Annotated in this window: 20 protein-coding genes; 9 read left to right on the top strand and 11 right to left on the bottom strand. The window is 71.0% G+C overall.

The window, feature by feature from the left end; genetic code table 11:
* Position 1: 1 nt before the first annotated feature.
* A complete protein-coding gene (locus R9X44_RS32720; protein WP_319818238.1) occupies positions 2 to 466 on the bottom strand; it encodes a MarR family winged helix-turn-helix transcriptional regulator in 465 nt (154 codons plus the stop codon).
* Between the two features lie 60 nt (positions 467 to 526).
* On the opposite strand from R9X44_RS32720, the gene R9X44_RS32715 reads away from it, so the two are divergent.
* Together R9X44_RS32715 and R9X44_RS32710 are read left to right on the top strand one after the other, a co-directional pair.
* A complete protein-coding gene (locus tag R9X44_RS32715) occupies positions 527 to 907 on the top strand; it encodes a cupin (RefSeq protein WP_319818237.1) in 381 nt (126 codons plus the stop codon).
* Between the two features lie 516 nt (positions 908 to 1,423).
* Entirely contained in the window at positions 1,424 to 1,828 is a 405-nt protein-coding gene (locus tag R9X44_RS32710; protein ID WP_319818236.1) for a VOC family protein, read from the top strand.
* Positions 1,829 to 1,929: 101 nt separating this feature from the next.
* Here the strand turns inward: R9X44_RS32710 and R9X44_RS32705 are convergent, their stop codons facing one another.
* Together R9X44_RS32705 and R9X44_RS32700 are read right to left on the bottom strand one after the other, a co-directional pair.
* Positions 1,930 to 2,322: a hypothetical protein gene (locus R9X44_RS32705; RefSeq protein ID WP_319818235.1), complete on the bottom strand. Its 393-nt coding sequence runs from the start codon at positions 2,320 to 2,322 to the stop codon at positions 1,930 to 1,932.
* 762 nt (positions 2,323 to 3,084) lie between these two features.
* Entirely contained in the window at positions 3,085 to 4,005 is a 921-nt protein-coding gene (locus R9X44_RS32700; RefSeq protein WP_319818234.1) for an RDD family protein, read from the bottom strand.
* A gap of 44 nt (positions 4,006 to 4,049) precedes the next feature.
* Between R9X44_RS32700 and R9X44_RS32695 the strand changes: the two genes are divergently transcribed.
* Positions 4,050 to 5,045 (top strand): stage II sporulation protein M, encoded by a 996-nt coding sequence (locus tag R9X44_RS32695; protein WP_319818233.1) that lies wholly within the window; start codon positions 4,050 to 4,052, stop codon positions 5,043 to 5,045.
* A 1,664-nt stretch (positions 5,046 to 6,709) separates the two neighbouring features.
* Here the strand turns inward: R9X44_RS32695 and R9X44_RS32690 are convergent.
* The 6 genes from R9X44_RS32690 to mtrA all read right to left on the bottom strand — a co-directional run bounded on the left by R9X44_RS32690 (position 6,710) and on the right by mtrA (position 13,753).
* Positions 6,710 to 7,399 (bottom strand): response regulator transcription factor, encoded by a 690-nt coding sequence (locus R9X44_RS32690; protein ID WP_319818232.1) that lies wholly within the window; start codon positions 7,397 to 7,399, stop codon positions 6,710 to 6,712.
* Positions 7,400 to 7,468: 69 nt separating this feature from the next.
* Positions 7,469 to 8,173, bottom strand: a complete 705-nt coding sequence (gene hpf / locus R9X44_RS32685; protein WP_319818231.1) for a ribosome hibernation-promoting factor, HPF/YfiA family — start codon at positions 8,171 to 8,173, stop codon at positions 7,469 to 7,471.
* A 398-nt stretch (positions 8,174 to 8,571) separates the two neighbouring features.
* Positions 8,572 to 9,543, bottom strand: a complete 972-nt coding sequence (locus R9X44_RS32680; protein ID WP_319818230.1) for a ComF family protein — start codon at positions 9,541 to 9,543, stop codon at positions 8,572 to 8,574.
* A 151-nt stretch (positions 9,544 to 9,694) separates the two neighbouring features.
* Positions 9,695 to 11,470: an LpqB family beta-propeller domain-containing protein gene (locus R9X44_RS32675; RefSeq protein WP_319818229.1), complete on the bottom strand. Its 1,776-nt coding sequence runs from the start codon at positions 11,468 to 11,470 to the stop codon at positions 9,695 to 9,697.
* Positions 11,467 to 13,044: an MtrAB system histidine kinase MtrB gene (gene mtrB, locus R9X44_RS32670; RefSeq protein ID WP_319818228.1), complete on the bottom strand. Its 1,578-nt coding sequence runs from the start codon at positions 13,042 to 13,044 to the stop codon at positions 11,467 to 11,469. Before mtrB ends, R9X44_RS32675 begins: the two co-directional genes overlap by 4 nt.
* A gap of 31 nt (positions 13,045 to 13,075) precedes the next feature.
* Positions 13,076 to 13,753, bottom strand: coding sequence for an MtrAB system response regulator MtrA (gene mtrA, locus R9X44_RS32665; protein WP_344838804.1), 678 nt, complete (start codon positions 13,751 to 13,753; stop codon positions 13,076 to 13,078).
* Positions 13,754 to 14,002: 249 nt separating this feature from the next.
* Between mtrA and R9X44_RS32660 the strand changes: the two genes are divergently transcribed.
* The 6 genes from R9X44_RS32660 to secA all read left to right on the top strand — a co-directional run bounded on the left by R9X44_RS32660 (position 14,003) and on the right by secA (position 22,045).
* Positions 14,003 to 14,974 (top strand): hypothetical protein, encoded by a 972-nt coding sequence (locus tag R9X44_RS32660; RefSeq protein WP_319818226.1) that lies wholly within the window; start codon positions 14,003 to 14,005, stop codon positions 14,972 to 14,974.
* Complete coding sequence (locus R9X44_RS32655; protein WP_319818225.1) at positions 14,971 to 15,591, top strand: DUF4129 domain-containing protein; 621 nt, start codon at positions 14,971 to 14,973, stop codon at positions 15,589 to 15,591. The genes R9X44_RS32660 and R9X44_RS32655 overlap by 4 nt, the downstream gene beginning before the upstream one ends.
* Positions 15,588 to 16,760 carry a DUF4350 domain-containing protein gene (locus R9X44_RS32650; RefSeq protein WP_319818224.1) on the top strand — a complete coding sequence of 391 codons (1,173 nt, stop codon included), beginning with the start codon at positions 15,588 to 15,590 and terminating at the stop codon, positions 16,758 to 16,760. Before R9X44_RS32655 ends, R9X44_RS32650 begins: the two co-directional genes overlap by 4 nt.
* Positions 16,757 to 17,764 (top strand): MoxR family ATPase, encoded by a 1,008-nt coding sequence (locus R9X44_RS32645; RefSeq protein WP_319818223.1) that lies wholly within the window; start codon positions 16,757 to 16,759, stop codon positions 17,762 to 17,764. The genes R9X44_RS32650 and R9X44_RS32645 overlap by 4 nt, the downstream gene beginning before the upstream one ends.
* Positions 17,764 to 19,056, top strand: a complete 1,293-nt coding sequence (locus R9X44_RS32640) for a DUF58 domain-containing protein (protein ID WP_319818222.1) — start codon at positions 17,764 to 17,766, stop codon at positions 19,054 to 19,056. Before R9X44_RS32645 ends, R9X44_RS32640 begins: the two co-directional genes overlap by 1 nt.
* Positions 19,057 to 19,300: 244 nt before the next feature.
* The gene (gene secA / locus R9X44_RS32635) at positions 19,301 to 22,045 is read left to right on the top strand and encodes a preprotein translocase subunit SecA (protein WP_319818221.1); all 2,745 of its coding nucleotides are present in this window, start codon (positions 19,301 to 19,303) and stop codon (positions 22,043 to 22,045) included.
* Positions 22,046 to 22,104: 59 nt separating this feature from the next.
* Here the strand turns inward: secA and R9X44_RS32630 are convergent, their stop codons facing one another.
* Positions 22,105 to 22,530: an Rv3235 family protein gene (locus R9X44_RS32630; protein WP_319818220.1), complete on the bottom strand. Its 426-nt coding sequence runs from the start codon at positions 22,528 to 22,530 to the stop codon at positions 22,105 to 22,107.
* A gap of 87 nt (positions 22,531 to 22,617) precedes the next feature.
* Positions 22,618 to 23,373: a GntR family transcriptional regulator gene (locus tag R9X44_RS32625; RefSeq protein WP_319818219.1), complete on the bottom strand. Its 756-nt coding sequence runs from the start codon at positions 23,371 to 23,373 to the stop codon at positions 22,618 to 22,620.
* Positions 23,374 to 23,498 lie beyond the last annotated feature (125 nt).

The following is a 23,498-nucleotide window of genomic DNA, read 5'->3' as shown; positions in this document are numbered from 1 at the left end:
GTCAGGTGAACCAGCCGGGGAGGTCGGTGCGGAAGGGGGTTTGGGCGGTTATGGCGCGAAGGGTGTCTTCGAAGGTGGCGAGGCGTTCTGGGCCGAGGGTTTTGGCCCATTCGGCGCGGAGGGCGTCGAAGATCTCGGCGGAGGCGGCGAGGGCGTCGCGGCCTCGGGGGGTCAGGTGGACGATGCGGGCGCGGGCGTCGGACGGGTCGGGGAAGCGGGTGAGGTAGCCGATTCGTTCCAGGGACTCGACGGTCTTCGCCGCGGCCTGCTTCGTCACGCCCAGGCGACGGCCGAGTTCGGCGGTGCTGCACCCGTCGGGGCCGACGGCCTGGAAGACGAACCCGTGCATGGGGCGCAGGTCGGGGTGGCCGCGTTCGGCTATCCGGGTGTGGAGGGCGTCGATGAGGGTGTGGAAGGCCAGCAGGAGACGGATCGGGAGGTCGAAGCCCGGCGGATCGCTTGACATAAAAGACAACCTGGTTGACTATATGGACAACTTAGATGTCTATCTTAGGGGCTGAGCGCCATGCAGATCGTCCGTTCCGGGGAGACCCGGCTCACCGAGACCCCGGCCGCCGCCATGACGACCCTCGCGTCGCCGACGTTGGGCGGGGCGGCGACGTCCGTTTGGAGGGTGGACGTGGGGCCCGACGCGCCCGCCGGGCCCGCGCACGTCATCGACGCCGAACAGATCTGGACCTTCCTCGCCGGGTCCGCGACCGTCACCACGCCCGAGGTGACCACGACGCTCGGTGAGGGCGACACCGTCGTCCTTCCGGCGCATCTGACCCGGCAGATCACGCCAGCGCCCGGCACGGGGTTCTCCGCCGTCGTCACCGCGCCGGCCCGCGCCGCTGCGGCCCTCCCCGGCAGCGACGCCTTCCAGACCCCGCCCTGGATCTCCTGACCCCCGACGCCCGGGCCGGCTCCCACCCGGGCTTCGCACACCCACCCGGCCTTTGGCCCGAGGGCTCGCCAAGGCGGGTCGGCTCCCTCCCGGGCTTCGCGCGCACCTGCCCGGCTCCGATTTCCTATCCGGGCGTTGGGCCCGAGGGTCGCCAAGGCGGGTCAGCTCCCGCCCGGGCTGCGCGCACACCCACCGGGCTTGGGCCCGAAGGCTCGCCGAGGCGGGTCGGCTCCTTCCCGGGCTGCGCGCGTATCTGCCCGGCTCCGGTTCCCATCCGGGCGTTGGGCCCGAGGGTTCGTCGGGGTGGGTCGGCTCCCAGTTGGGCATTGCGCACGGCTTTGTTCCCGCCGGGGTCGTTGGGCTCGGGGTTCGGCCGAGGGCGGCGTGGAACTTCGGTGGGGCGGTGGGTTTTTGGTGGGTGGGGGTTGGGGGACGGGTTTTGTCAGAGGGGGTTCGTAGGGTTGAAGTGGCCTCGACGGAGGTGCGGACGCCGGTGGGAACAAGTGGAGGTGTGTGATGCGGGCGCGGCCGTTTTTGATGTTCGAGGGGAACGCCGAGGAGGCGATGAACCTTTATGTGGGGGTTTTTCCGGATGCGGAGATCGTCCGGATGGATCGGTACGGGGCTGATGGGCCGGGGCCTGAGGGGAGCGTGTTCCAGGGGGAGTTCCGGATCGGCGACCAGTCGGTGCGGTGCTTCGACAGCCATGTGAACCACGCGTTCACCTTCACCCCGGCGCTGTCATTCTTCGTCGAGTGCGACACCGCCGAGGAGGTGACGCGCATCGGGACCGTCCTCGCCGAGGGAGGGTCGGTGCTGATGCCCGCGGGGACCTACGGGTTCAGTGAGCTGTTCACCTGGGTGAACGACAGGTTCGGGGTCTCCTGGCAGCTCAACTTCCAGGGCGCGGTCCCAGCCTGACCCCCGCCTCCGGGCGGGGGTGCCGGTGCACGTCGGGCCTTGAGGCCGGGCGTTCAGTTTCGCGTCGCGTAGGGCCCGCGCAGGTCCCTTGCTGTCCTGAGTTAGGGGGTGAAGTCTTCCAGGGCGGTGAGGATGTGGACGTCGTCCGGGGGGTCGGTGTCGCGCGTGTACTCGATGAAGTGGCCGATGCCGTGGGCGAGCGCGCGGCGGTGCAGGGAGTGCATGAGGGTGTGGGCGTCGCGCAGGCCGAGGTCGGTGCTGCCGTTCATGAGGAAGACGGGGGCGGAGAGGAACACCGCGTTGTAGGCGTAGATCTCGATGCCGGGGGCGTCGTAGGAGATCTCCCAGGCGTGGTGCAGCTTCGGGCTGAGCGGGACGCCGAGCCAGTCGCCGAGGAGGACGGCCATCACGTCGTGGTCGTCGGTGTCGAAGGAGCAGCACAGGGCGACCGGCCCGTCCCACGCGGGCTCCGGCGTCGGAGTGAGTCCTGACATGCCGCGACGGTAACCCGCCCCATGTCCCACCCCCCAGGGACGCCGGTCCCGCCCTCCCCCGCGGGAACACGGCCCCGCTGGCGCGCGCGTGCGCCTCGTGTGGCGCCCCGGGGCGATGAGCTCGCTTCGGCGCGCTCGACGGCGGGACCCGTCACCGGCTCGCGACGGCCCCGCCCCGACGCGCTGGAAGGCGGTCCCGTATCGGCCGAGGCCCATGCCCCGCGCTGTTGACGTGCACGGCCCGTGCCTCGGCGTCGCATGCCCGTGGCGATGAGCTCACTCCGGCCTGCTCAAGTGAGAGGACCTGCCAACGGGTTGCGACGGTCTCACCTTGATGCGTTGGAAGGCGGGCCCGTTGACAGGTCGCGATGGGCTCGCTCTGGCGTTTCGCCGAAGCCCTGACCTGACCCCAGACACGACAAAGGGGCCCGCGGCACTCGCCGCGGGCCCCTTTCGGTGCGGGCGTGCCTTACCACGTTCGCGACGGCCTCCTGGATGTCGAGCAGCGCCGCCGTCGAGGTGATCCCCCAGTTGTCGTTCAGTGCGCGGCGTGATCGAGGGGCGGGCCCGTTGAAGTGTCGCGACGGTCTCGCCTTGACGCGCCGAAAGCGGGCCCGTTGACAGGTCGCGACGGGCTCGCTTTGACGCGTTGGAAGGTGGGCCCGTCGACGGGTCGCGACTGTTTCGCTCTGGCGTGCTGGAAGGCGGGCCCGTTGACGGGCTGCGACGGTTCTGCCTTGACGCGCTGGAAGGTGGGGCCTGTTAGCGGGTCGGGGGTGGGGCGATGGGTTGGGGTGGGGGGAAGGGGTGGGGGTGGGGGAGGTAGGCGGTGGTGGGGGGGAGGTAGGGGCGGATGTGGGAGGGGGGATCGGAGGGGATGTGCTGGCCGGTGCGGCGGAGGTGGTCGATGCGGCGGGCGTGGCGGGCGGCGAGGCGCTTCTCCTCGCGGCCGCGGCGTTCGGCGAGGACCGCGGTGAGGATCAGTTCGGGCGGGTTGCCCGGGGGAGGCGGGGGCGACAGCACGGCGGCGAACTGCGCAAGGAGGGACGCGCCCATCGACATGCGGACCTCGGGAAGCAGCTCCCAGTAGCGCAGGAGGTACTGGCGGGCGCTGAGGGCGAGGTCGTCGGAGATCTGGGAGAGCTCGAGCGCGGACGCCCAGGGCGCGAGGTGCGGCGGCATCTGCGCGGGCGGCGGGAGGATCGCGGTCGCGGCGGTGCGGTCCTGGATGACGAGGGTGCCCGCGAAGATGTCGCCGAGGCGGCGGCCCTGCCGGTTGAACAGGGAGCAGATCAGGGCGGGCGCGCCCATGAACATGATGAACTCCACGAACCCGGTCAAAGCGCGCATCAGCGCCTGCCGGAACCTGACGACGCCGCCGTCCTCCGACACGACCCGCAGCCCGAGCGCCATCTTCCCGACGGTCTTGCCGCGCGACAGCGTCTCGGAGATCGCCGGGTAACCGACGAATGTCCCGACCGTCACCAGGATCGTCAGGCCGACCGCGACGGCCTCGTCGGCGATCAGGACGACGAACTGCACCCCCTGCGCCAGCGTGGACAGCACCGCGAACATGATCGCGAGATCGAGCAGCAGGGCCGAGGCGCGGCTGGCCAGGCGGGCGGGCCGCAGGTCCAGGGCCACGGCCTCGCCGGTGACCAGCTCTGCCGAGGAGACCGTCATGGTGCCCAGTATGCCGGGCTCGCCGGGCCGGTAGATTCGCCGTCGTGGATGTCGACGCGTACGCTGCCGCGCACAATGCCGAATGGCTCAGGCTCGAGCACCTCATCAACCGCGCCGGCAAGCTGCGCGGCGCGGAGATCGACGAACTCGTCGAGCTCTACCAGCGGGCCGCGACGCACCTTTCGGTGGTCCGCTCCGCCTCGCCCGACCCCGTCCTCATCGGACGGCTGACGTCGCTCGTCGCGCGCGGCCGGGCGGCGGTGTCGGGCGCGAACGCGCCGCTGTGGCGTGACGCGGCACGGCTCATCACCGTGTCGTTCCCGGGGACGGTGTACCGGCAGCGCTGGTGGTGGATCGGGTGCGCGGTGTTCGGGAACCTCCTCGCGCTCGCCGTCGCGTTCTGGGTCGCGGGCGATCCGCGCGTCCAGGCGACGCTCGGGACGCCGTACGACATCCAGCAGCTCGTGGAAGAGGACTTCGCGAACTACTACACCGAGCACGAGGCAGGGGCGTTCGCGTTCCAGGTGTGGGTGAACAACGCGTGGGTGTCGGCGCAGGCGATCGCGTTCGGGGTGCTGCTCGGCATCCCCACGCTGTGGGTGCTCGCGCTCAACCAGCTGAACCTCGGCGTCGTCGGCGGGCTGATGGCCGCGCACGGCAAGACCGACATCTTCTTCGGCCTGATCCTGCCGCACGGTCTGCTCGAGCTGACCGCCGTCTACATCGCGTGCGGGGTGGGCCTGCGCCTCGGCTGGACGATCATCGACCCCGGCCCGCGCCCGCGCGGCCGCGCCCTCGCCGAGGAGGGGCGCGCCGCGATGAGCGTCGTCCTCGGGCTCGTCGGCGTCCTGTTGGTCTCCGGCGCGATCGAGGGCTTCGTCACCGGCTGGGTCCACACCACCTGGCTCCGCATCGGCATCGGCGTCGTCGCCGAACTCGCCTTCCTCACCTACGTCTGGTACTTCGGCCGCAAAGCCCTCGCCGACGGCGACACCGGCGACGCCCCCCAAACCCCCGACCAAGCCCCCGCAACCGCCTAACCCCCCTCGCGCCCGCCCCCCGACGGGCCGCACCGCTTTTACATCCCTCCGGCCTGCTCGCCTAGCGGCTCGCAGACCTCCGGAGGGAGCCGCGCTCACGCGCGATAAACGCACCCCGCTTTCGCTTCCCCTCTGCCCGCTCGCCTAGCGGCTCGAAGCCCCGCGGAAGAGCCGCCCCCGCGCCCCGCTGTCTGCTGTACCCTCCGGCGTGCCTGTTCCGTCGGCTCGTAGACCTCCGGAGGGGCTATCCCCACGCCACGCTGCCTTGCTTCCCTGCGGCCCGTTCGCCTGGCGGCTCACGGGCCCCTGGAGGAGCCGTCCCCACACCCCGCTGTCTTGCTGTTGCCTCCGGCCTGCTCGCCTGGCGGCTCGCAGACCTCCGGAGCCGCGCTCGCGCCCTGCTGTTCCCTGGGGCCTGCTCGCCTGGCGGCTCACGGGCCTCCGGAGGAGCCGTCCCCGCGCCCCGCTGTTTTCTCCGGCCTGCTTGCCTGGCGGCTCGCAGATCTTCGGAGGGGCCGCGCTCGCGCCCTGTTGGTCCCTGCGGCCTGCTCGCCTGGCGGCTCGCGGGCCTCCGGAGGAGGCGCGCACGCGCGCGATCAGCGCGACTCGCCGGGCCTCTGGCCCTCCGGTGTCCGGACGCTCATGGCTCCCGGGTGCTTCCCTCCGGGTCCGGGGGCCTATGGCGCAGCACCAGGACACCCGATCAGGGGCCGCTCGTCGCTGCTCCGCGGCAACGGGCATCTGCCGTCCTGCCGCTTCTCGCTGGCCGTTCGGGTCCTAGGGCCCTACGGGCAGGGCCGGAGTGCTTGATTGTGCGGCTTCGCTGCGACGGGCGCTAGGGATCCTGCGCTGCTCTTTGGCCTGGGGGCTACCGGCAGCATCTGGCACCCCGATTGGCGCTCGCTTGTCGTGGCTTCGCCGCGACGGGACCTTGCGATTGGGCGCGGTGCTTCGGCCTCGGGGCTGGCGGCGGCGTTGGGGCACCTGATCGGTGCTCGCTTGTTGTGGCTTGGCGGCGATGGGGGATTGCGGCTGTGTGCTGCGCTTTGGCGCTGGGTCTGGGTAGCGGCAGGGAGGTCGGTCGCTCTGGGGGTTTTACGCGCTCTGGCGGGTGGGGTGAGCTGGAGGCTCCGAGGGCTTCGCTCGGAGGAAGGGGGCTCGGGGTGGGGCGGCGGCCGGGGGAGGCGCGGCTGTGCGGCGCGGGAGCCGGGGCCTCGGGGTGGGGCCTGAGGCGGGGTGAGCCTGGGAAGGCGCGGCTGTGGGGTCTGGGCCTTGGGGCGGGGCTGTGGGGCGGGCCGCCACGGGGGTGGACGAGCCGGGGCCTTAGGCAGGGGCGGCGCGGTGATGTGGCGTGGAGTCGCCTGCCTTGGGCGGGCGGTGTTGGGGTGCGGGGTCGCTTGCCTTGGGGGCACCGTGGGGGTGGACGGGCCGGGGTCTTAGGCGGGGACCGGGCGGCGCGGATTCGCTTGCCCTGGGGTGGGGGCGGTGCGGTGCTGTGGCGCGGGGGCGCCTGCCTTGGGGTGGGGCGCCGTGGGGGACGGGCTTGGGCGGGGGTGCGTGCCTTGGGGTGGGGTGCCGTGGGGGTGGACGGGCTGGGGCCTTCGGCGGGGCAGGGCGGGGCGGGGAGGTGTTGGGTGGGGGCGCTTGCCTTGGGGTGGGGTGGGTCAGGTTATTTCTAGGAGTTTTTCGCGGACTGCGTAGACGACGGCTTCCATGCGGGAGTGGAGTTGGAGCTTTTCGAGGATGTTGCGGATGTGGTTCTTGACGGTGTTCTCGGAGATGAAGAGTTCTTTGGCGATCTCGCGGTTGCCGAGGCCGCGGGCGACGAGGCGGAGGACTTCCATCTCGCGGTCGGTCAGGCGGGGGGCGGGGACCTGTTGCTGGCGCTCCTCGGAGCGGCGGGCCAGCGCGGTGAACTCGCTGATCAGCTTCGAGGCCATCGAAGGGCTGATCAGGGACTGTCCGCCGTGCACGGCCCGCACCGCCTGGGGGACCTCGTCGATGGCTATCTCCTTCAGCAGATAGCCGCTCGCACCCGCCTTGAGCGCCTCGAAGAGATCCTCCTCCTCGTCGCTGATCGTCAGCATGACGATCTTGGCGCTCGGCACCGCCTCCTTGATGGCGACGCACGCCTCGATGCCGCCGCGGCGCGGCATCCTGATGTCCATCAGGATCACGTCGGGCAGCAGGTCGCGTGCCTTGTCGACGGCTTCCAGCCCGTCTCCGCCCTCGCCGACCACCTCGATCCCGTCCTCACCGGACAGGACCATCTCCAGACCCCGCCGGAACAGGGCGTGGTCGTCCACGATCAGGACTCGGATCGGATCGGTGCGAGGTTCGGGGATCTCGCTCACTCTTCCTCCCCCATATGGGATACCTAGATCATGGCACGCGAGGGCGGGTGACGGGTTGTTAACGCCGCATCACTCGTCAATGAGACGGATGACGCCGTAGTCCCAACCCCGCCTGCGGTAGACGACGCTGGGCAGACCGCTCTCCTTGTCAGAGAACAGGAAGAAGTCGTGGCCGACAAGTTCCATTTCGTAGAGGGCCTGGTCGATGTTCATCGGCTCGGCCTTGTGGGTCTTCTCGCGGACGATGACGGGGCAGTTCCCGTCCTTGTCGATGGTGAGCAGCTCCTCCTCGAGGTCGGGGCGCTCGAATCCGTCCGGGCTGCGCTCGGACACCGCGATGCCGGTCGCGGCGGCGACCCGGGCGATCTCGGCGCGGGCCGGGGCTGGGGCGCGCACCGGCTCGGGCGTGGGCGGCAGGGTGGACGGCATGGGCTCCATGCCGTTCATCTTCGGTGGGGTGCGGGTGCCGTAGTGGGTCTTGCGGCGGTCCGCGACCTTCCGCAGCCGCGCGTCCAGCTTGTCCAGGGCCATGTCGAGCGCGCCGTAGCGGTCGTCTGACGCCGCCTCGGCCCGGATGACCGGACCACGGGAGTGCAGGGTCAGCTCGACCCGCTCCTTCTGGTCCGCCATGCGCGGGTTGCGCTCCGAGCTCACCTCGACGTCGACCCTGATGATCTTGGAGTCGAGCTTCTCCAGCTTGGCGAGCTTGCTGTCGACGTGCCGCTTGAAGCGGTCGTTCACGTCGGTGCGTCGGCCCTTCACGATGATGTCCACGTATGGACCCCCCTTCTCAATCGAGATAACGGACGGTCTGGAATTCGAAGTTCCAGATGTTTCCGTTGGTGGAGGAGCACCCGCCCGGCCGACCTGGTCTTCGACCCCACAATCGCCTGCTGAGAGGTTCGCAGCCCATGCCACTACTGCTCTTCTCCCGTGGCGGCGGATATCTGATCCGCCGGCGGGGCAGGACTTACTTCTAAGCCGCACCGTGATCACTCGACAAAAAGTCGGCTTACGTGGACCGCTTCGCCTGCGACTGGCATCGGCTAGCTCGGTACGCCGTCCCCCTGCGGGGACGAGCCCACCGGCGCAACCACGGACCCGGGCGGGTGCCATGTCAGCACGCTAGCCCCTTCAGGCCCGAATGTCATCGGGGCGGAAGGCGGCAAATCTCACGGACGGTGATCGACTTGTCTGCGGTAACGCCCTGAGGCAGGGGTCAAGGTGCAGGTCGGGGGTTGTGACGCCCCGGTGAGTTTCCCGGATTCTTGGGATTTCCCTAACCTGGCGTTACTTTTTGTGGTGATTCTTCCTTTCAATACCGTGGTGAGAAGAACAGCTGCCTGTACGTTCGCGCCGGCTTCGGTGAGCGCACGGTGCGCCTCGCGGAGTGACGCGCCGGTGGTGGCGACGTCGTCGACGAGGAGGACGCGCGCGCCCGCGACCTTGGGCGACGCCCGCATCGCGCCCCGCAGGTTGCGCCGCCGTGCGACGGGCCCGAGACCGCCCTGGTCGGCCGTGCCCGGACGGCGCGACAGCGCCCGGACGGCCCGCGCGGGCCTGCCCCGCGCCCGCAGTTCGACCGCGACGGCCTCGGCGAGCTCCCGGATGGCGTCGCGCCCCCTGCGCCGCACCGAACGCCGCCCGGAGGGCACCCCGACGACCCACACCTCGCCCTCCCCGCGCGCCTCGAGGGCGCGGACGGCGAGGCGGGCAAGGGCTGCGGCCAGCGGAGACGTGAGGGCGGCGCGGCCGCGTTCCTTGTGCGCGATGACCAGACGGCGCAGGACGCCCTCGTGTGCGCCGAGCGCCCAGACGGAAGGGTCGGCGCGCTCCCGCCCGGCAGCGGCGGCCTGAGTGCCGGTGAACAGGGGGACGGCGATGCCGGGCGACCCCAGCGGGACCGCGCATCGCGCGCACAGCGCGCCCCCGGGCGCACGGCATGACGCGCAGGATCGCGGAAGCAGCAGATCCGCGAGGGCGGGCAGCAGCCCGAACGCCGCCGCGAGTCCGGGGACGGCGAGCGCGACGAGCCCGCCGAGCCCAAGCAGCGTGAGCAGGAGGGACAGATCGAGGGCGGGCGTGACGAGGGCGGGCCTGACGAGGACCCCGGTGACGTCGCTGAGCAAAGTTGAGATGACCATGCGCACATCATGCGCCGCCGCAAGCACCAAAAACGGCCCACGTCAAGATCTGTGGATAACTTTTTTCGGCCGACTCCGGCCTTGCGCGAGGCCCACGAAAAGACCCCTCCGGCAGGACCCCAGCGCGCGGTATCCACCTGAATAGGCGGGGTCAGCCCGGGTACGTCGGCGAGGACCCGGTGACGTCGCAGTCCCAGGTGGAGAAGCGCGGCTCCTCGTTCGGGGTCTGGACGCACGTGGTCGGCCCGTCCCGCTCCTTGGACTCGACGCCGAGCAGGATCGCCTGCCCCGGCGCGGCGCTGATGCTCACCGGCGTGCCCTCGAAGCTGCCGCCGACGGGGCTGATCGCGCCGCCGCTGATCGGCACCTCGTAGGGCAGGACGCTGCTCGACGTGCCGGACATGCCGAGCACCGCGAGGGTGTCCGAATCCCGCCAGGCCAGGTCCACGAGGCCGGACAGTTCCGCGTTGATCGGGTGGAACCGCCCGACGGCGTAGCCGGTCGGCGTCGGCGCGATCCGGGAGATCTGGATCTCGGTCTTGAGCGACCCGGAGACCAGCGCCGCGACCCTGACGCCGTCGTGCGCGATCCGCAGCGCCTTGATCTGCCCGCCGACGTTCGGCAAAGGCACCTGGACGGCTCTGACGGCCCCCGGCGCGCGCAGCCAGAGCGTCGATTCCGAGCCCTTGTTCTGCACGATCCACAGGTACCCGTGACGGTCCCAGGACGGCCGCAGCAGCGTCGCCCCCTCCTGCGCCTTCAACACCTCGGCGACCTTGCCCGTCGAGGTCTCCCCGACGTACACGGACTTCCCGGACACCGCCGCGAACTCGCGCCCGTCCAACGCCACCGCAGGGGTGCGGAAGCTGCGGCTGCGCAAGGACGGGAACGGAGCAGGCTGCTTGCCCTGGAGCAGGGACAGCCGCCCGTTGCCGTCGAGGAGGTACTTGATCGCGGCGATCTCGTTGAACGGCGCGTCCGGCCCGAGCGAGGACCAGCGGCTGAGCGTCTGGACCTCGAGGCCGTCGCTCGTGCGCTGGGTGCGCCCGTCGATCTGCAGCCGCAGTGACTGGACCTCGGTGAGCTGCCCGAGCGTCCACATGAGCTGCGCCGACATCTGGTCGACGTTCCCCGACGCGGCCTCCGCGCTGAGGTTGACGGTGATGACGTCGTCGTCGGCGAGCGCGACCTTCCCGCCGAGCAGCCGGGTGCCGGCCGGGAAAGCCGACACGACGGCTCCGCTCAGCCAGGGCGTCGTCTGGCTGAGCAGCGACTTGACGAGCTGGCTCGGCAGGTCCGAGCGGTTGAGCTGGGGCAGGAACACCGCGTCCGGGACGAGGCTGAGCCCGTCGGGCGCGAGGTAGTACAGGTTCGTGGTGCGGAAGGCGCGGTCCACGTCGCTGCGCCGCAGGACGAGTTCGATGGCTTCGCCCGGCGCATACGAGATACGCCATTCGCCCGACTTGTTCTGCCGCAGTGTGAACGTCACGTCATGGGCGTGCGCCCCCGCCGCGACGTACTGCCCGGACGACGTGATCCGCCCGAGCCTGTCCCCGACGATCTGGACCATCGCGACGCCGTTGCGCTCCGAGACCGACATCGGCCCCTGGAAGGCGGCGTCGTCAAGGACGTTCACGGTAGGCCGCACCGCGGTATCGAACTCGACGTCCTCGGCGAGGTAAGAGCGGAAGGTGGCGCGGTCGTTGTCGAAGTTGGCCATGGCGACCAGATAGCCCTCGACCACCTCGACCGCTGTCCAGCCCTGCTTGGGCCGGGTCGGGTCGATGCGTACGTACGGCTCATCGAACGGCTCGGTACGCGCGTCGTTGGTGTGCGTGTACACGCGTCCGCCGGTCGGCAGGGACGCGCAGCCGGAGGCGAGGACGAGGGCGGCGAGCCCCGCCGCGAGCGGACGGAGGCGTCTCATTCGGCTACCTCGAGATCGGTGATCGCGGTCCGGTTCAGCTCGACCTCGGCGGGCACGAGCGGCAGCGGCGAGCCGCGCAGCTCGGAGCCCGCGACGCGCGGGAGTGACAGCCGGAACTGGGAGCCGACGCCGGGCTCGCCCCACGCCTGGAGCCAGCCGCCGTGCAGCTGGGCGTCCTCGCGCGAGATCGACAGGCCAAGGCCCGTGCCGCCGATGGTCCGCGCCCGCGACGGGTCGGCCCGCCAGAACCTGTCGAAGACCTGCTGGGCGTCGCCGGGCCGCAGGCCGGTGCCGTGGTCGCGCACGGCGAGCGCGACGGCGTCGCGGTCGGCCGCGACGGTGACGACGATGTCGCCGCCCTCCCCGTGCTCGACCGCGTTGAACAGCAGGTTCCGCAGGATGCGCGCGACGCGGCGGCGGTCGACCTCGGCCATGCACGCCTCGCCCGGCAGCTTCAGGACGATCTTGCTGCCCCGCCGCTCGGCCACGTCCTCGACGTCACCGACGGCGTTGAGCACGAGTTCTCGGACGTCCAAGGACTCCGCGTCGAGGGTGGCCGCGCCCGCGTCGTGCCGGGAGATCTCAAGGAGGTCCGACAGCAGGGACTCGAAGCGCTCCATCTGGCTTTGCAGGAGTTCGGTGGACCGGCTTACGCCCGCCTGGAAGTCCTCGCGGTGCTCGTACAGCATGTCCGCGGCGATCTTCATGGTGGTGAGCGGCGTACGCAGCTCGTGGGAGACGTCGGAGACGAACTGGCGCTGTACCTGCGACAGCGTCTCCAGCTCGTAGATCTTCTCCTGCAGGGTCTCAGCCATGTCGTTGAAGGAACGGCCCAGCTTGGCGAGGTCGTCTTCGCCGCGTACCTTCATCCGCTCTTCAAGCCGCCCTGCGGCGAGCCGCTCGGCGGACTGTGCGGCCAGGCGTACGGGGATGACGATCTGCCGCGTCACGACCGACGCGATCGCCGCCAGCAGCAGCGCGAGAGCCACCCCGACGCCTACGAGGGTCCGCTGGACGATGCTTATCGTCTTCTGTTCCTGGTCGAGCGGGAACAGGTAGTACAGCTCGTAGGGGCCGTCCTTGCCGCCGACGATGAGGGCGGGCTCCGGGTCGTGGTACTGCCGCCCGAGCTCGCCGATCGTCCAGACCTTCTCGCCGGGGGGCGCGTCCTGCAGGGCCTTGCCGAGCCTGCGCGGGATGCTCGACGGGTCCAGGTCGTTCGTGGGGACGCCGCCGTTGGTCTTCTCGCGGGTGTCGCGCAGGTACACCTCGTACAGCCCAGACGGGCCGCTGCGCGCGGCGAGCTCCTTGGCGACCTTCTCGGCGACGCCGCCGTCGCCGGGGGTGCGCTTGAGGATGCCGAGGCCCTCGTTGAGCTGCTGGGAGGCGGCCTCGGCCTTGCCGTCGAGCAGTGCCGTGGTGATCTGCTGCATGAGGAACACCCCGAGCACCACCGCGACGATCGTGGAGATGAGCAGGGTGGAGGTGACCACCCGGACCTGGATGGAGCTCCGCCAGCGCACGTAGGAACGCCGCCAGAGGCCGGCGACGAGGCGCCGCAAGGTGGTCTTCATCGGGGGGTGGTCCTCGCTGCGCTGGGACGGGCTAGGCCGGGCCGGCCTTGTAGCCCACGCCGCGCACGGTCACGACGATCTCGGGCCGCTCGGGGTCCTTCTCGATCTTCGCGCGCAGCCGCTGGACGTGCACGTTGACCAGCCGGGTGTCGGCCGCGTGCCGGTAGCCCCAGACCTGCTCGAGTAGCACCTCGCGGGTGAAGACCTGGCGCGGCTTGCGGGCCAGCGCGACAAGCAGGTCGAACTCCAGCGGGGTCAGCGGGATGTGCTTGTCGCCGCGCTTGACCGAGTGGCCCGCCACGTCGATGGCGATGTCGCCGATCTGGAGGGTCTCGGGCGCGGGCTCGTCGGTGCGGCGCAGCCTGGCGCGCACCCGGGCGACGAGTTCCTTGGGCTTGAACGGCTTGACGACGTAGTCGTCGGCGCCGGACTCGAGGCCGAGGACCACGTCGACGGTGTCGCTCTTGGCCGTCAGCATGACGATCGGGACCCCGGACTCGGCCCGGATCTGGCGGCACACGTCGATGCCGTCGGCCCCGGGGAGCATGAGGTCGAGCAGGACGAGGTCGGGACGGGTCTCCCGGAACGCCTCGAGGGCCTTGTCCCCGTCATGGACGAAAGAGGGCTCGAAACCTTCTCCTCGCAGGACGATGCCGAGCATCTCCGCGAGCGCCAGGTCGTCGTCGACGACCAGTACACGTCCCCTCATGCGCCCTCTCAAGCCGATCTGTTGGGAGGCTGAGCCGCCGTCGCGCCGCCACCGGATGCCAGGTGAGCCACAGGTTACCCGCGTTTTACCGGTAGCAGTGCCGCTAATCACCGAAAGCCCGGTGATCTAGCGTTCGTGCCCTGTACTCTGCGTTCCGATTCGCCTACAACACGCGAGATTTGCACCACCTGGGGAGGGGCAGGAGTTGGGGATCTCCTGGATTTAAGGACACATGGCAGGATGGCCCCCGTGCGAAGCGACCGGGCCGAACTGCTCGGCGGGGAGATCCCGCTGCGGCCGCTAAGCGCGGCCGAGATGCTGGACGCGGCCCTCGCCCTGCTGCGCCGGTCGCCGCGCGCTGTGCTCGGCCCGGCCCTCGTGGTGGTGGGGGCCGTCCAGGTCGCGGTGACCCTCGCCGGCTACTTCCTCGTCGGCGGCGACGCCACGGGCGAGGTGACGCCCAACATCCTGTTGCGTTCCTTCGGCTCCCAGGCCGTGCTGTTCGTCGCGGGCTGGCTCGTCGGCTCGGTGGCGGTCCTCGTCCTTGCGGGTGCGTTCGGGCCCGCGATAGCGCGCGGGTACTTCGGGTTGCCGATCACCTTCGGGATCGTGTGGCGCGATGTGCGGCCGTCTGTGGTCAGGCTCGTGGTGCTGGCGTGCGTCGTCACCGCCGGGTCGCTGGCGGCCGGAGGGGTGCTGCTCGTCCCGTTCGTGCTGGTGGCCGTGAGCGACGGCTCGCCCGCGCTGGGGATACTCGCCGGCGTGTTCGGCTTCCCGGCCGCCGCCGCGGTGGCCGTCCTGCTGTATGTGCTGGGGTGCCTCGCCGCGCCCGCCCTCGTGCTTGAGCGCAGGGGTGTGGGCGACGCGCTGTCCAGGTCGGTCAAGCTGGTGCGCGGGCAGTGGTGGAAGACGTTCTTCGTGCTGCTGCTGACCGCCGTCCTTGTGTTCCTTATGGGGATCGCGTTGCGGCTGCCGTTCATCTTCGGGGACCTTCTGTTCTTCGGTAGCGAGCCGCAGGGCTGGCGCGTCATCGGGTCACTCGCCTTGGACACCGCCGGACGCATCTGTTCCGCCGCGATAACGACGCCGTTTAACGCGGGCGTACTCTCCCTGCTGTACCTGGACCGGCGCAACCGCAGGGAGGGCCTGGACCTGGAGATCCAGCAGAGGGGCGAGGTCCGCGACGAGGACCCGCTCGCCCCCTGGGCGGTGCGGGCGTGAGCGCGCTCGACCCGGTGACCCGGGAGCGGGCCCGTGAGCTCGCCGAGCGGGAGCTGGAGAAGGCGGTGTACCACCGCGACCGGCCCTCGTTCCTCGACCGGATGCTCGACCAGATCAGGGAGTGGCTCGACGGGCTCATGCCCGACCCGCCCGCGCCGGGCCCCGGCCAGGGCAGCGGCGGGCTGACGATCGTGGTCCTGCTCGTGCTCTTCGCGGTGGTCGTCGCGGCGGTGCTGTGGTGGATGCGCGGCAGGCGCAACCCGTCGGGGAGCAAGGCGCTGCTTGACGACGAGCCCACCCGCGCGGCCGACCACCGGACGTCGGCCGAGGCGCTGGCCGCCGAGGGGCGGTACGCCGAGGCGATCCGCGAAAGGCTCCGCGCGATAGCGCGCGACCTCGAGGAACGCGCGATCCTTCAGGCGCGTCCGGGGCGGACCGCCCTTGAACTCGCCCTTGAAGCCTCGTCTCTGCTTCCCGTGGACCTCATGCCTGGGGCGCGCGTCTTTGACGACGTCTGGTACGGCGACCGTCCGGGGACCCCTGAGGGCTACGCCCTCCTCGTCGACCTTGACGCGTCAGTACGCGCGGCCAAGCCCCGGCCCTTGGAGGCGGTGTGACGGCGACCGCCGAGACGGCCGGGACGGGCGTCGCGAGCGCGGGACAGGTGGCCGGAGCCAGGTTCCGGCGCTGGCGCGGGATCGTCGGCGCGGTCCTGGCGGTCGCGGTCCTCGCCGTCCTGCTCGCCGCGCTGCGGCCCGCCGCCACCAGCGGTTACCTCGACCCCGAGGACGCCACCGACTACGGCTCGCGCGCGCTCGCGGAGATCGTCCGGCAGAACGGGACCGCCGTTGACGTGCGGCGCTCGGCCGCCGACGCGGTCGCCGAGGCGGGCGCGTCACGGCTGCTCGTGGTCACCCGCGACGAGCGGCTGACCGCCGACGACGTCGCCGCGCTCGCCGCCTCGAAGGCCCCGCTGCTGCTGATCGAGCCGAGCGCGGCCGTGCTCAGGGAGCTCGCGCCGGAGATCGAGGAGACGACGCGGGCCACCGGCACCGCGATGCCGGACTGCCCGCTGGCCTCCGCGGCCGGGAGGGTCGACTTCGGGACTGCCTCGGTCTACTCCGCCCCCTCCCACGCGACGGTCTGCTACCGCTATGAGGAGTTCGCCCGGGTCGTCCAGGTGACGACCCCGCGCGCGGTGACGGTCGTGGGCTCCGGCCTGCCCTTCACCAACGACGCCCTGACCGACGAGGGCAATGCCGCGTTCGCCATGAACCTGCTCGACGCCCAAGGCGGCGTCGTCTGGCTCCTGCCCCGTCTTCCGGCCGAGGGGCAGGACGTCGTGGGCGAGGAGTCGTTCATGGACCTCGTACCGCCCGGCGTACGGCTGTTCTTCTGGCAGATCCTCATCGCCGTCGTGCTCGCCGCGCTTTGGCGGGCTCGTAGGCTCGGACCCGTCGTGGTGGAACGGCTGCCCGTCGCGGTGCGCTCCGCGGAGGCCGTCGAAGGGCGGGCGCGGCTCTACCGGGCCGCGCACGCGCGCGACAGGGCGGCGCTCGCCTTGCGCAGCGCCGCGCGGGAGCGCCTTGTGCCGCTGCTCGGGCTGCCGCGCAGCGCGGCCGGTGAGCTCGACAGGGCGGCCGAGGTGAGCGCGCTTGTCGCCGCGCGTAGCGGCATCGAGGAGCAGACCGCGCGCTGGGCGCTGTACGGTCCTGACCCGGCGGACGACCGGCAGCTCCTCCAACTGACCGACCTTTTGGACGAACTGGAAAGACGGGTGCGATGAGCGACGAGACTGTGCTGGACGCGGCATTCCCCCGGCCGGGAGGCGCGTCGTCGGGGTCCGCGGCCCAGGCGCGCACCGCGCTCGCGGCGCTGCGCGGCGAGGTCGCCAAGGCCGTCGTCGGCCAGGACGCCGTGGTCACCGGGATGGTGATCGCCCTGCTGTGCCGCGGCCACGTGCTGCTGGAAGGCGTCCCCGGCGTCGCCAAGACGCTGCTCGTGCGGACCCTTTCCCGCGCGCTTGACCTTGAGTTCAAGCGCGTGCAGTTCACGCCCGACCTGATGCCCGGCGACGTCACCGGCTCGCTGATCTACGACGCGCGCACGTCGGAGTTCGAGTTCCGCCGGGGCCCGGTCTTCGCGAACCTGCTGCTCGCCGACGAGATCAACCGGACGCCGCCCAAGACCCAGGCGTCCCTCCTCGAGGCCATGGAGGAGCGGCAGGTGTCGGTGGACGGCACCCCGTACCCGCTGCCCGATCCGTTCGTCGTCTGCGCGACCCAGAACCCGATCGAGTACGAGGGCACGTACCCGCTGCCGGAGGCGCAGCTCGACAGGTTCCTGCTGAAGCTGACGGTCCCGCTGCCGAGCCGGGACGAGGAGATCGGGGTCGTCCAGCGGCACGCGCTCGGCTTCGACCCGCGCGACCTCGCCGAGGTCAACCCCGTCGCGGGCGTCCACGACCTCAACGCGGGCCGCGACGCGGTGCGCACCCTGCACGTCGATCCGAAGATCATCGCCTATGTGGTCGACCTGTGCCGGGCGACGCGGCAGTCGCCGTCGCTCCAGCTCGGGGCGTCCCCGCGTGGCGCGACCGCGCTGCTGAACACCGCGCGGGCCTGGGCGTGGCTGTCGGGCCGCGACTACGTGACGCCCGACGACGTCAAGGCGCTCGCCCGTCCGACGCTCAGGCACCGCGTCCAGCTCAGGCCCGAGGCCGAGCTCGAGGGCGCGACCGCCGACGGCGTGCTCGACGGCGTCCTGGCGACCGTCCCCACGCCCCGGTAATGGCGGTCACCGGAAGGCTCGCGCTGCTGGCCCTGGTCGCTAGCGCGCTTCCGCTGTTCTTCCCCTACGGCTGGGTCGTGCTCGCGGTCCTTGCGCTGCTCGTCCTCGCGGCGGCCGTCGACTTCGCCCTTGCGGGCAACGTACGCGGCCTCAACCTGCACCGGACGGGAGACACCGCGATCCGGCTCGGGGAGAGCGGGCAGGTGGGGCTGATCGTGGAGAACCTCGGCAAGAGGCGGGTGCGCGCGGTCGTCCGTGACGCGTGGCCGCCGAGCGCCGGGGTGACGCCGCGTACCGCCGACGTGGACGTGCCCCCGGGGGAACGCCGCCGTATCGACCTCACCCTCACCCCCACAAGGCGGGGAGACCGCTCGCCGGTCTCGGTGACCGTCCGCTCGACGGGTCCGCTCGGGCTCGCCGCACGGCAGCTGCCCCGGCCCGCGCCCTGGACCGTCAGGGTGCTGCCCGGCTTCCCCTCGCGCAGGCACCTGCCAGCCAAGCTGCGCAGGCTGCGCGAGCTGACGGGCCAGCAGGTGGCGCTGATCAGGGGCCAGGGCACGGAGTTCGACTCGCTGCGCGAGTACGTCGCGGGCGACGACGTCCGCTCGATCGACTGGCGCGCGACCGCGCGGCGCGGCGACGTCGTCGTCAGGACCTGGCGGCCGGAGCGGGACCGGCGGATCTTCCTGATCCTCGACACCGGCCGCACCTCGGCGGGCCGGGTCGGCGACATCCCGCGCCTCGACTGCTCGATGGACGCCGCGCTCCTGCTCGGCGCGCTCGCCTCGCGCGCGGGCGACCGCGTCGATCTCCTGGCCTACGACAGGACCGTCCGGGCGCGGGTCGAGGGCGCGTCACGGACCGATCTGCTGCCCGCGATGGTCCGCGCGATGGCCCCGCTGGAGCCCGAGCTGATCGAGTCCGACGCGGCGGGCATGGTCTCGGCGCTGCTCGCCGGATCGCGTCAGCGCTCCCTCGTGGTCTTGCTCACCGAACTCAACACCGCGGCCATGGAGGAGGGGCTGATCCCGCTCCTTCCCCGGCTCACCTCGCGCCACCTCGTGCTCGTGGCCGCCGTCGCCGACCCGCGGGTGGCCGAGATGGCCGCCGCGCGCGGCGACCTCGCGGCCGTCTACGACGCGGCCGCCGCCGAGCGCGCGCGGGCCGATCGCCGCAGGCTGACGGCCGAACTGCGCGGCTACGGCGTCGAGGTCGTGGACGCCGGGCCCGACGAGATCGCCCCCGCGCTCGCCGACGCCTACCTCGCCCTGAAGGCCGCGGGACGCCTGTGACGGCCGGGGCCCGCCGGGCGCCCGGACGCGGCGGCCCGTGGCCGTTTGCGGCCACGCCCAGGGAACCCCGCCAAGATCCCCGACGTTACGAATTGCGCGTGAGGGTGACCTGCACCATCCTTGACCTCGCCTAGGATGGACAGGCTACGAGTGGTATGCGCGGGAGGCGCTGTCCCTTCCTCTGCCTCGCCAAAGGACAGGCTGCGATCCGCGCGGCTATCCGATCTGCAAGGAGCTTCCGAGAGTGCCAGCTATCGTCGACAAGATTCTTCGCGCAGGCGAAGGCAAGGTCCTGCGCAAGCTCAAGCGGATCGCCAACCAGGTGAACTCCATCGAGGACGAGTTCACCGAGAAGACCGACGCCGAGCTGCGCGAGCTCACCGACACCTACCGCGAGCGGCTCGCCGAGGGCGAGACCCTGGACGACCTGCTGCCCGAGGCGTTCGCCACGGCGCGTGAGGCGGCCCGCCGGGTGCTCGGCCAGCGCCACTTCGACGTGCAGGTCATGGGCGGCGCCGCGCTGCATTTGGGCAACATCGCCGAGATGCGCACCGGCGAGGGCAAGACCCTCACCTGTGTGCTGCCCGCCTACCTGAACGCGCTCGCCGGCAAGGGCGTCCACGTCGTCACGGTGAACGACTACCTGGCCAAGCGCGACGCCGAGTGGATGGGCCGCGTGCACCAGTTCCTCGGCCTCGAGGTCGGGGTGATCCTCGCCAACATGACGCCCGAGGAACGGCGCAAGGCGTACAACTCCGACATCACCTACGGCACGAACAACGAGTTCGGCTTCGACTACCTGCGCGACAACATGGCCTGGAGCCTTGACGACTGCGTGCAGCGCGGCCACTTCTTCGCGATCGTGGACGAGGTCGACTCGATCCTCATCGACGAGGCCCGCACCCCGCTGATCATCTCCGGCCCCGGCGACCAGAACTCCAAGTGGTTCGCGGAGTTCGCCAGGATCGCCCCGCGCCTGCGCCGCGCCTCGGCGGCCGACGCCGACGACGGCGACTACCAGGTGGACGAGAAGAAGCGCACGGTCGGCATCCTGGAGACCGGCGTCGAGAAGGTCGAAGACTGGCTCGGCATCGACAACCTGTACGACGCGACGAACACCCCGCTTGTCGGCTTCCTGAACAACGCCCTGAAGGCCAAGGAGCTGTACAAGAAGGACAAGGACTACCTCGTCGTCAACGGCGAGGTCCTGATCGTCGACGAGTTCACCGGCCGCGTGCTGCAGGGCCGCCGCTACAACGAGGGCATGCACCAGGCGATCGAGGCCAAGGAGGGGGTGGCGATCAAGGACGAGAACCAGACCCTCGCCACGATCACCCTCCAGAACTACTTCCGCCTGTACGGCAAGCTCGGCGGCATGACCGGCACCGCGCAGACCGAGGCGTCGGAGTTCAACAAGATCTACAAGCTCGGCGTCATCCCGATCCCGACGAACCGGCCGATGCAGCGCGTCGACATCGCCGACGTCGTCTACAAGACCCAGCTCGCCAAGTTCGAGGCAGTGGTCAAGGACATCGTGGAGCGGCACGAGAAGGGCCAGCCGGTCCTGATCGGTACCACCTCGGTCGCCAAGTCCGAGATGCTGTCGAAGATGCTCAAGAGCGAGGGCGTCCCGCACCAGGTGCTGAACGCCAAGCACCACGAGAAGGAGTCGGCGATCATCGCCGAGGCGGGCCGCAAGGGCGCCGTCACCGTCGCCACCAACATGGCCGGTCGTGGCACCGACATCATGCTCGGCGGCAACCCCGAGTTCCGCGCCGACCTCGAGCTCCAGGGCCGCGGCCTCACGCCGCTGGAGACGCCCGAGGAGTACGAGGCGGCCTGGCCCGAGGCGCTGGAGAAGGCCAAGGAGGCCGTCAAGGGCGAGCACGAGCTCGTCGCCGACGCGGGCGGCCTGTATGTGCTGGGCACCGAGCGGCACGAGTCGCGCCGGATCGACAACCAGCTGCGCGGCCGCTCCGGCCGGCAGGGCGACCCGGGCGAGTCCCGCTTCTACCTGTCGCTCGAGGACGACCTGATGCGGCTGTTCAACTCCGCGCGGGTCGAGGCGATCATGACCCGGCTGAACATCCCCGACGACGTGCCGATCGAGGCCAAGATCGTCTCCTCGGCGATCAAGTCGGCCCAGCACCAGGTCGAGCAGCAGAACTTCGAGATCCGCAAGAACGTCCTGAAGTACGACGAGGTGCTGAACCGCCAGCGCCAGGTCATCTACGCCGAGCGCCGCCGCGTGCTCGAGGGCGCCGACCTGCACGAGCAGGTGCGGCACATGATCGACGAGGTCGTCGACGGGTATGTCGCGGGCGCCACCGCCGAGGGCTTCGCCGAGGAGTGGAACCTCGACATGCTCTGGAAGGCGTTCAAGCAGCTCTACCCGATCTCCGTCACCGCCGACGAGCTCATCGAGGAGGCCGGCGGCGAGGTGCAGAACCTCAGCGCCGAGTTCCTTGCCGACAAGATCCGCGAGGACGCCCAGGCCGCCTACGACAAGCGCGAGGAGGAGCTCGGCTCCGAGGTCATGCGCGAGCTCGAGCGCCGCGTCGTCCTGACGGTCCTCGACCGCAAGTGGCGCGAGCACCTGTACGAGATGGACTACCTCCAGGAGGGCATCGGCCTGCGCGCGATGGCGCAGCGCGACCCCCTGGTGGAGTACCAGCGCGAGGGCTACGACATGTTCGCCTCGATGATGGAGGCGATCAAGGAGGAGTCCGTCGGGTACCTGTACCACCTTGAGGTCGAGGTGGAGGAGCAGCCCGCGGCCGCGTCCGTCGGGGCCAAGCCGGTCACCGTGGCGGCCAGCGCGCTCGGGCAGCCGGAGCCGAAGAAGCTCGACTTCTCCGGCCCGACCGCCGAGGGCGAGGTCGAGCACAAGACCGAGGGCACCGAGGCGTACGAGGGCGTGTCCCGCAACGACCCGTGCCCGTGCGGCAGCGGCAAGAAGTTCAAGCGCTGCCACGGCGGAGCCCGCTAAGGCACATCGCTTAATACGAACGCCGTCCTCTCTTGCGAGAGGGCGGCGTTCGTGTGCGCTCACCAGTTCAGCGCGGTCTCGACGGCCGCGCACCGCCACACGCCGCGGCGGCGCACGAGGCGGACGGCGACGGGCTGGATCCGTCCGGCGACGATGACCGTCGCGGTGACCTCCGCGACGCCGGGGCGCGGGCGTTGCACGCGCCGGTTGCGGATGCGGGGTGCCGTCGCGAGGACGCGGCCCGCCGGGTGGCGCTGCCGGGACAGGACCTCGGCGAGCTCGACCGTCGACAGCCGCGCGAGCTGCGGGAAGGGCCGCAGCCCGGCGAACACCTCGGCCGCGATCCAGATGACGCGTTCGGCGGCCTCCTCGAGGCCGTCGGCGTCCGGGGCGAGGGCGAGGTTGCCTTCGGTGCGCGGCTCGTCCCCGCCGTCTTCGTCCTCGATCGGCGGCGGCACCAGCCGAAGCACCCTGACCCGTCCCATGCCCTGCCTCCTCTCGGACGCCGCCTCGCGCGGCGCACGTCCGAACAGAGCGGGAGGAGGGTCAGCGGATGGTCAGCGGCGGGTAGATCATTGGGCGGCCCTGGGGTCGGCGGGCTGCCGGGGGAGGTCGAGGGTCGTGTGGAGCTGGTAGCGGTCGGCGCGGTAGGTCGACTCGGTCAGCTCGGCGCAGGTGGAGTGCAGGTAGGAGCGGCGGCGCAGCAGCAGGACGGGGCTCGGCTGCGGCAGCTGGAGCAGTTCGGCGTCGAGCGGGGTCGCGATCGCCGCCTCGATGGTCTGGTCGCCGGAGTCGAAGGAGATGCCGTAGCGGCGCTCCAGAAGGTCGTAGAGCGACTGTCCGGCCAGGCGGAAGGTGAGGAGGTCGGGGGCGAGCGCGGCGGGGATGTGGCAGCGCTCAACGGCCATGGGGGCGCCGTCGGCGGTGCGCAGGCGTTCGAGCACGTGGACGTAGGCTCCCGCGGCGAGGCCGAGCGCGCGGGCGACGTGGCCGGAGGCGGGGACCGTCCGGTGGTCGAGGTCGATCGCGCCGGGGGTCATGCCGCGCGCCTTCATCTCGGCGGTGAACGACGAGCTGAGCCGCACGGGCATGTCGATCTTCGGCCGGGCGACGAAGGTGCCCTTGCCGGGGACGCGGTAGAGGCGGCCCTCGGAGACGAGCTGGTCGACCGCCTGGCGGACGGTCATGCGGGACAGGCCGTACCGCTGGCACAGCTCGCGCTCGGACGGCATGGGCGCGTCAGGCTCGGCCCCGGCCTCCTCGATCAGATCGACGAGCAGGGCGCGGAGCTGAACGTACTTCGGGACCGGGCTTGTCGCGTCGATCAATGCGTGACACCGCCTCGCTGGAAGGGCTGCGTTCTGAGAAGACGTTTGCGAAGAAACCGCCCGCTGTGGGGCTGTCCTCTCATGCTTTCACAACGGTAAGGTTCGTACTGGTCTAGTCCAGACCG

The organism is Actinocorallia sp. A-T 12471 (assembly GCF_033875155.1).
In the GTDB taxonomy this organism is placed as follows: Bacteria; Actinomycetota; Actinomycetes; order Streptosporangiales; family Streptosporangiaceae; genus Actinocorallia.
The sequence above is the reverse complement of the archived record's forward strand: the minus strand, read 5'-3'. Positions and strand labels throughout refer to the sequence as shown.

Coding starts and splice junctions, on each gene's coding strand:
- R9X44_RS32645 (WP_319818223.1), top strand. CDS start 16,757: ATGAGCGACGAGACTGTGCTGGACGCGGCATTCCCCCGGCCGGGAGGC.
- R9X44_RS32675 (WP_319818229.1), bottom strand. CDS start 11,470: ATGAGACGCCTCCGTCCGCTCGCGGCGGGGCTCGCCGCCCTCGTCCTC.
- R9X44_RS32710 (WP_319818236.1), top strand. CDS start 1,424: ATGCGGGCGCGGCCGTTTTTGATGTTCGAGGGGAACGCCGAGGAGGCG.
- R9X44_RS32680 (WP_319818230.1), bottom strand. CDS start 9,543: ATGGTCATCTCAACTTTGCTCAGCGACGTCACCGGGGTCCTCGTCAGG.
- R9X44_RS32715 (WP_319818237.1), top strand. CDS start 527: ATGCAGATCGTCCGTTCCGGGGAGACCCGGCTCACCGAGACCCCGGCC.
- R9X44_RS32630 (WP_319818220.1), bottom strand. CDS start 22,530: ATGGGACGGGTCAGGGTGCTTCGGCTGGTGCCGCCGCCGATCGAGGAC.
- R9X44_RS32720 (WP_319818238.1), bottom strand. CDS start 466: ATGTCAAGCGATCCGCCGGGCTTCGACCTCCCGATCCGTCTCCTGCTG.
- R9X44_RS32700 (WP_319818234.1), bottom strand. CDS start 4,005: ATGACGGTCTCCTCGGCAGAGCTGGTCACCGGCGAGGCCGTGGCCCTG.
- R9X44_RS32705 (WP_319818235.1), bottom strand. CDS start 2,322: ATGTCAGGACTCACTCCGACGCCGGAGCCCGCGTGGGACGGGCCGGTC.
- mtrB (WP_319818228.1), bottom strand. CDS start 13,044: ATGAAGACCACCTTGCGGCGCCTCGTCGCCGGCCTCTGGCGGCGTTCC.
- R9X44_RS32640 (WP_319818222.1), top strand. CDS start 17,764: ATGGCGGTCACCGGAAGGCTCGCGCTGCTGGCCCTGGTCGCTAGCGCG.
- mtrA (WP_344838804.1), bottom strand. CDS start 13,753: ATGAGGGGACGTGTACTGGTCGTCGACGACGACCTGGCGCTCGCGGAG.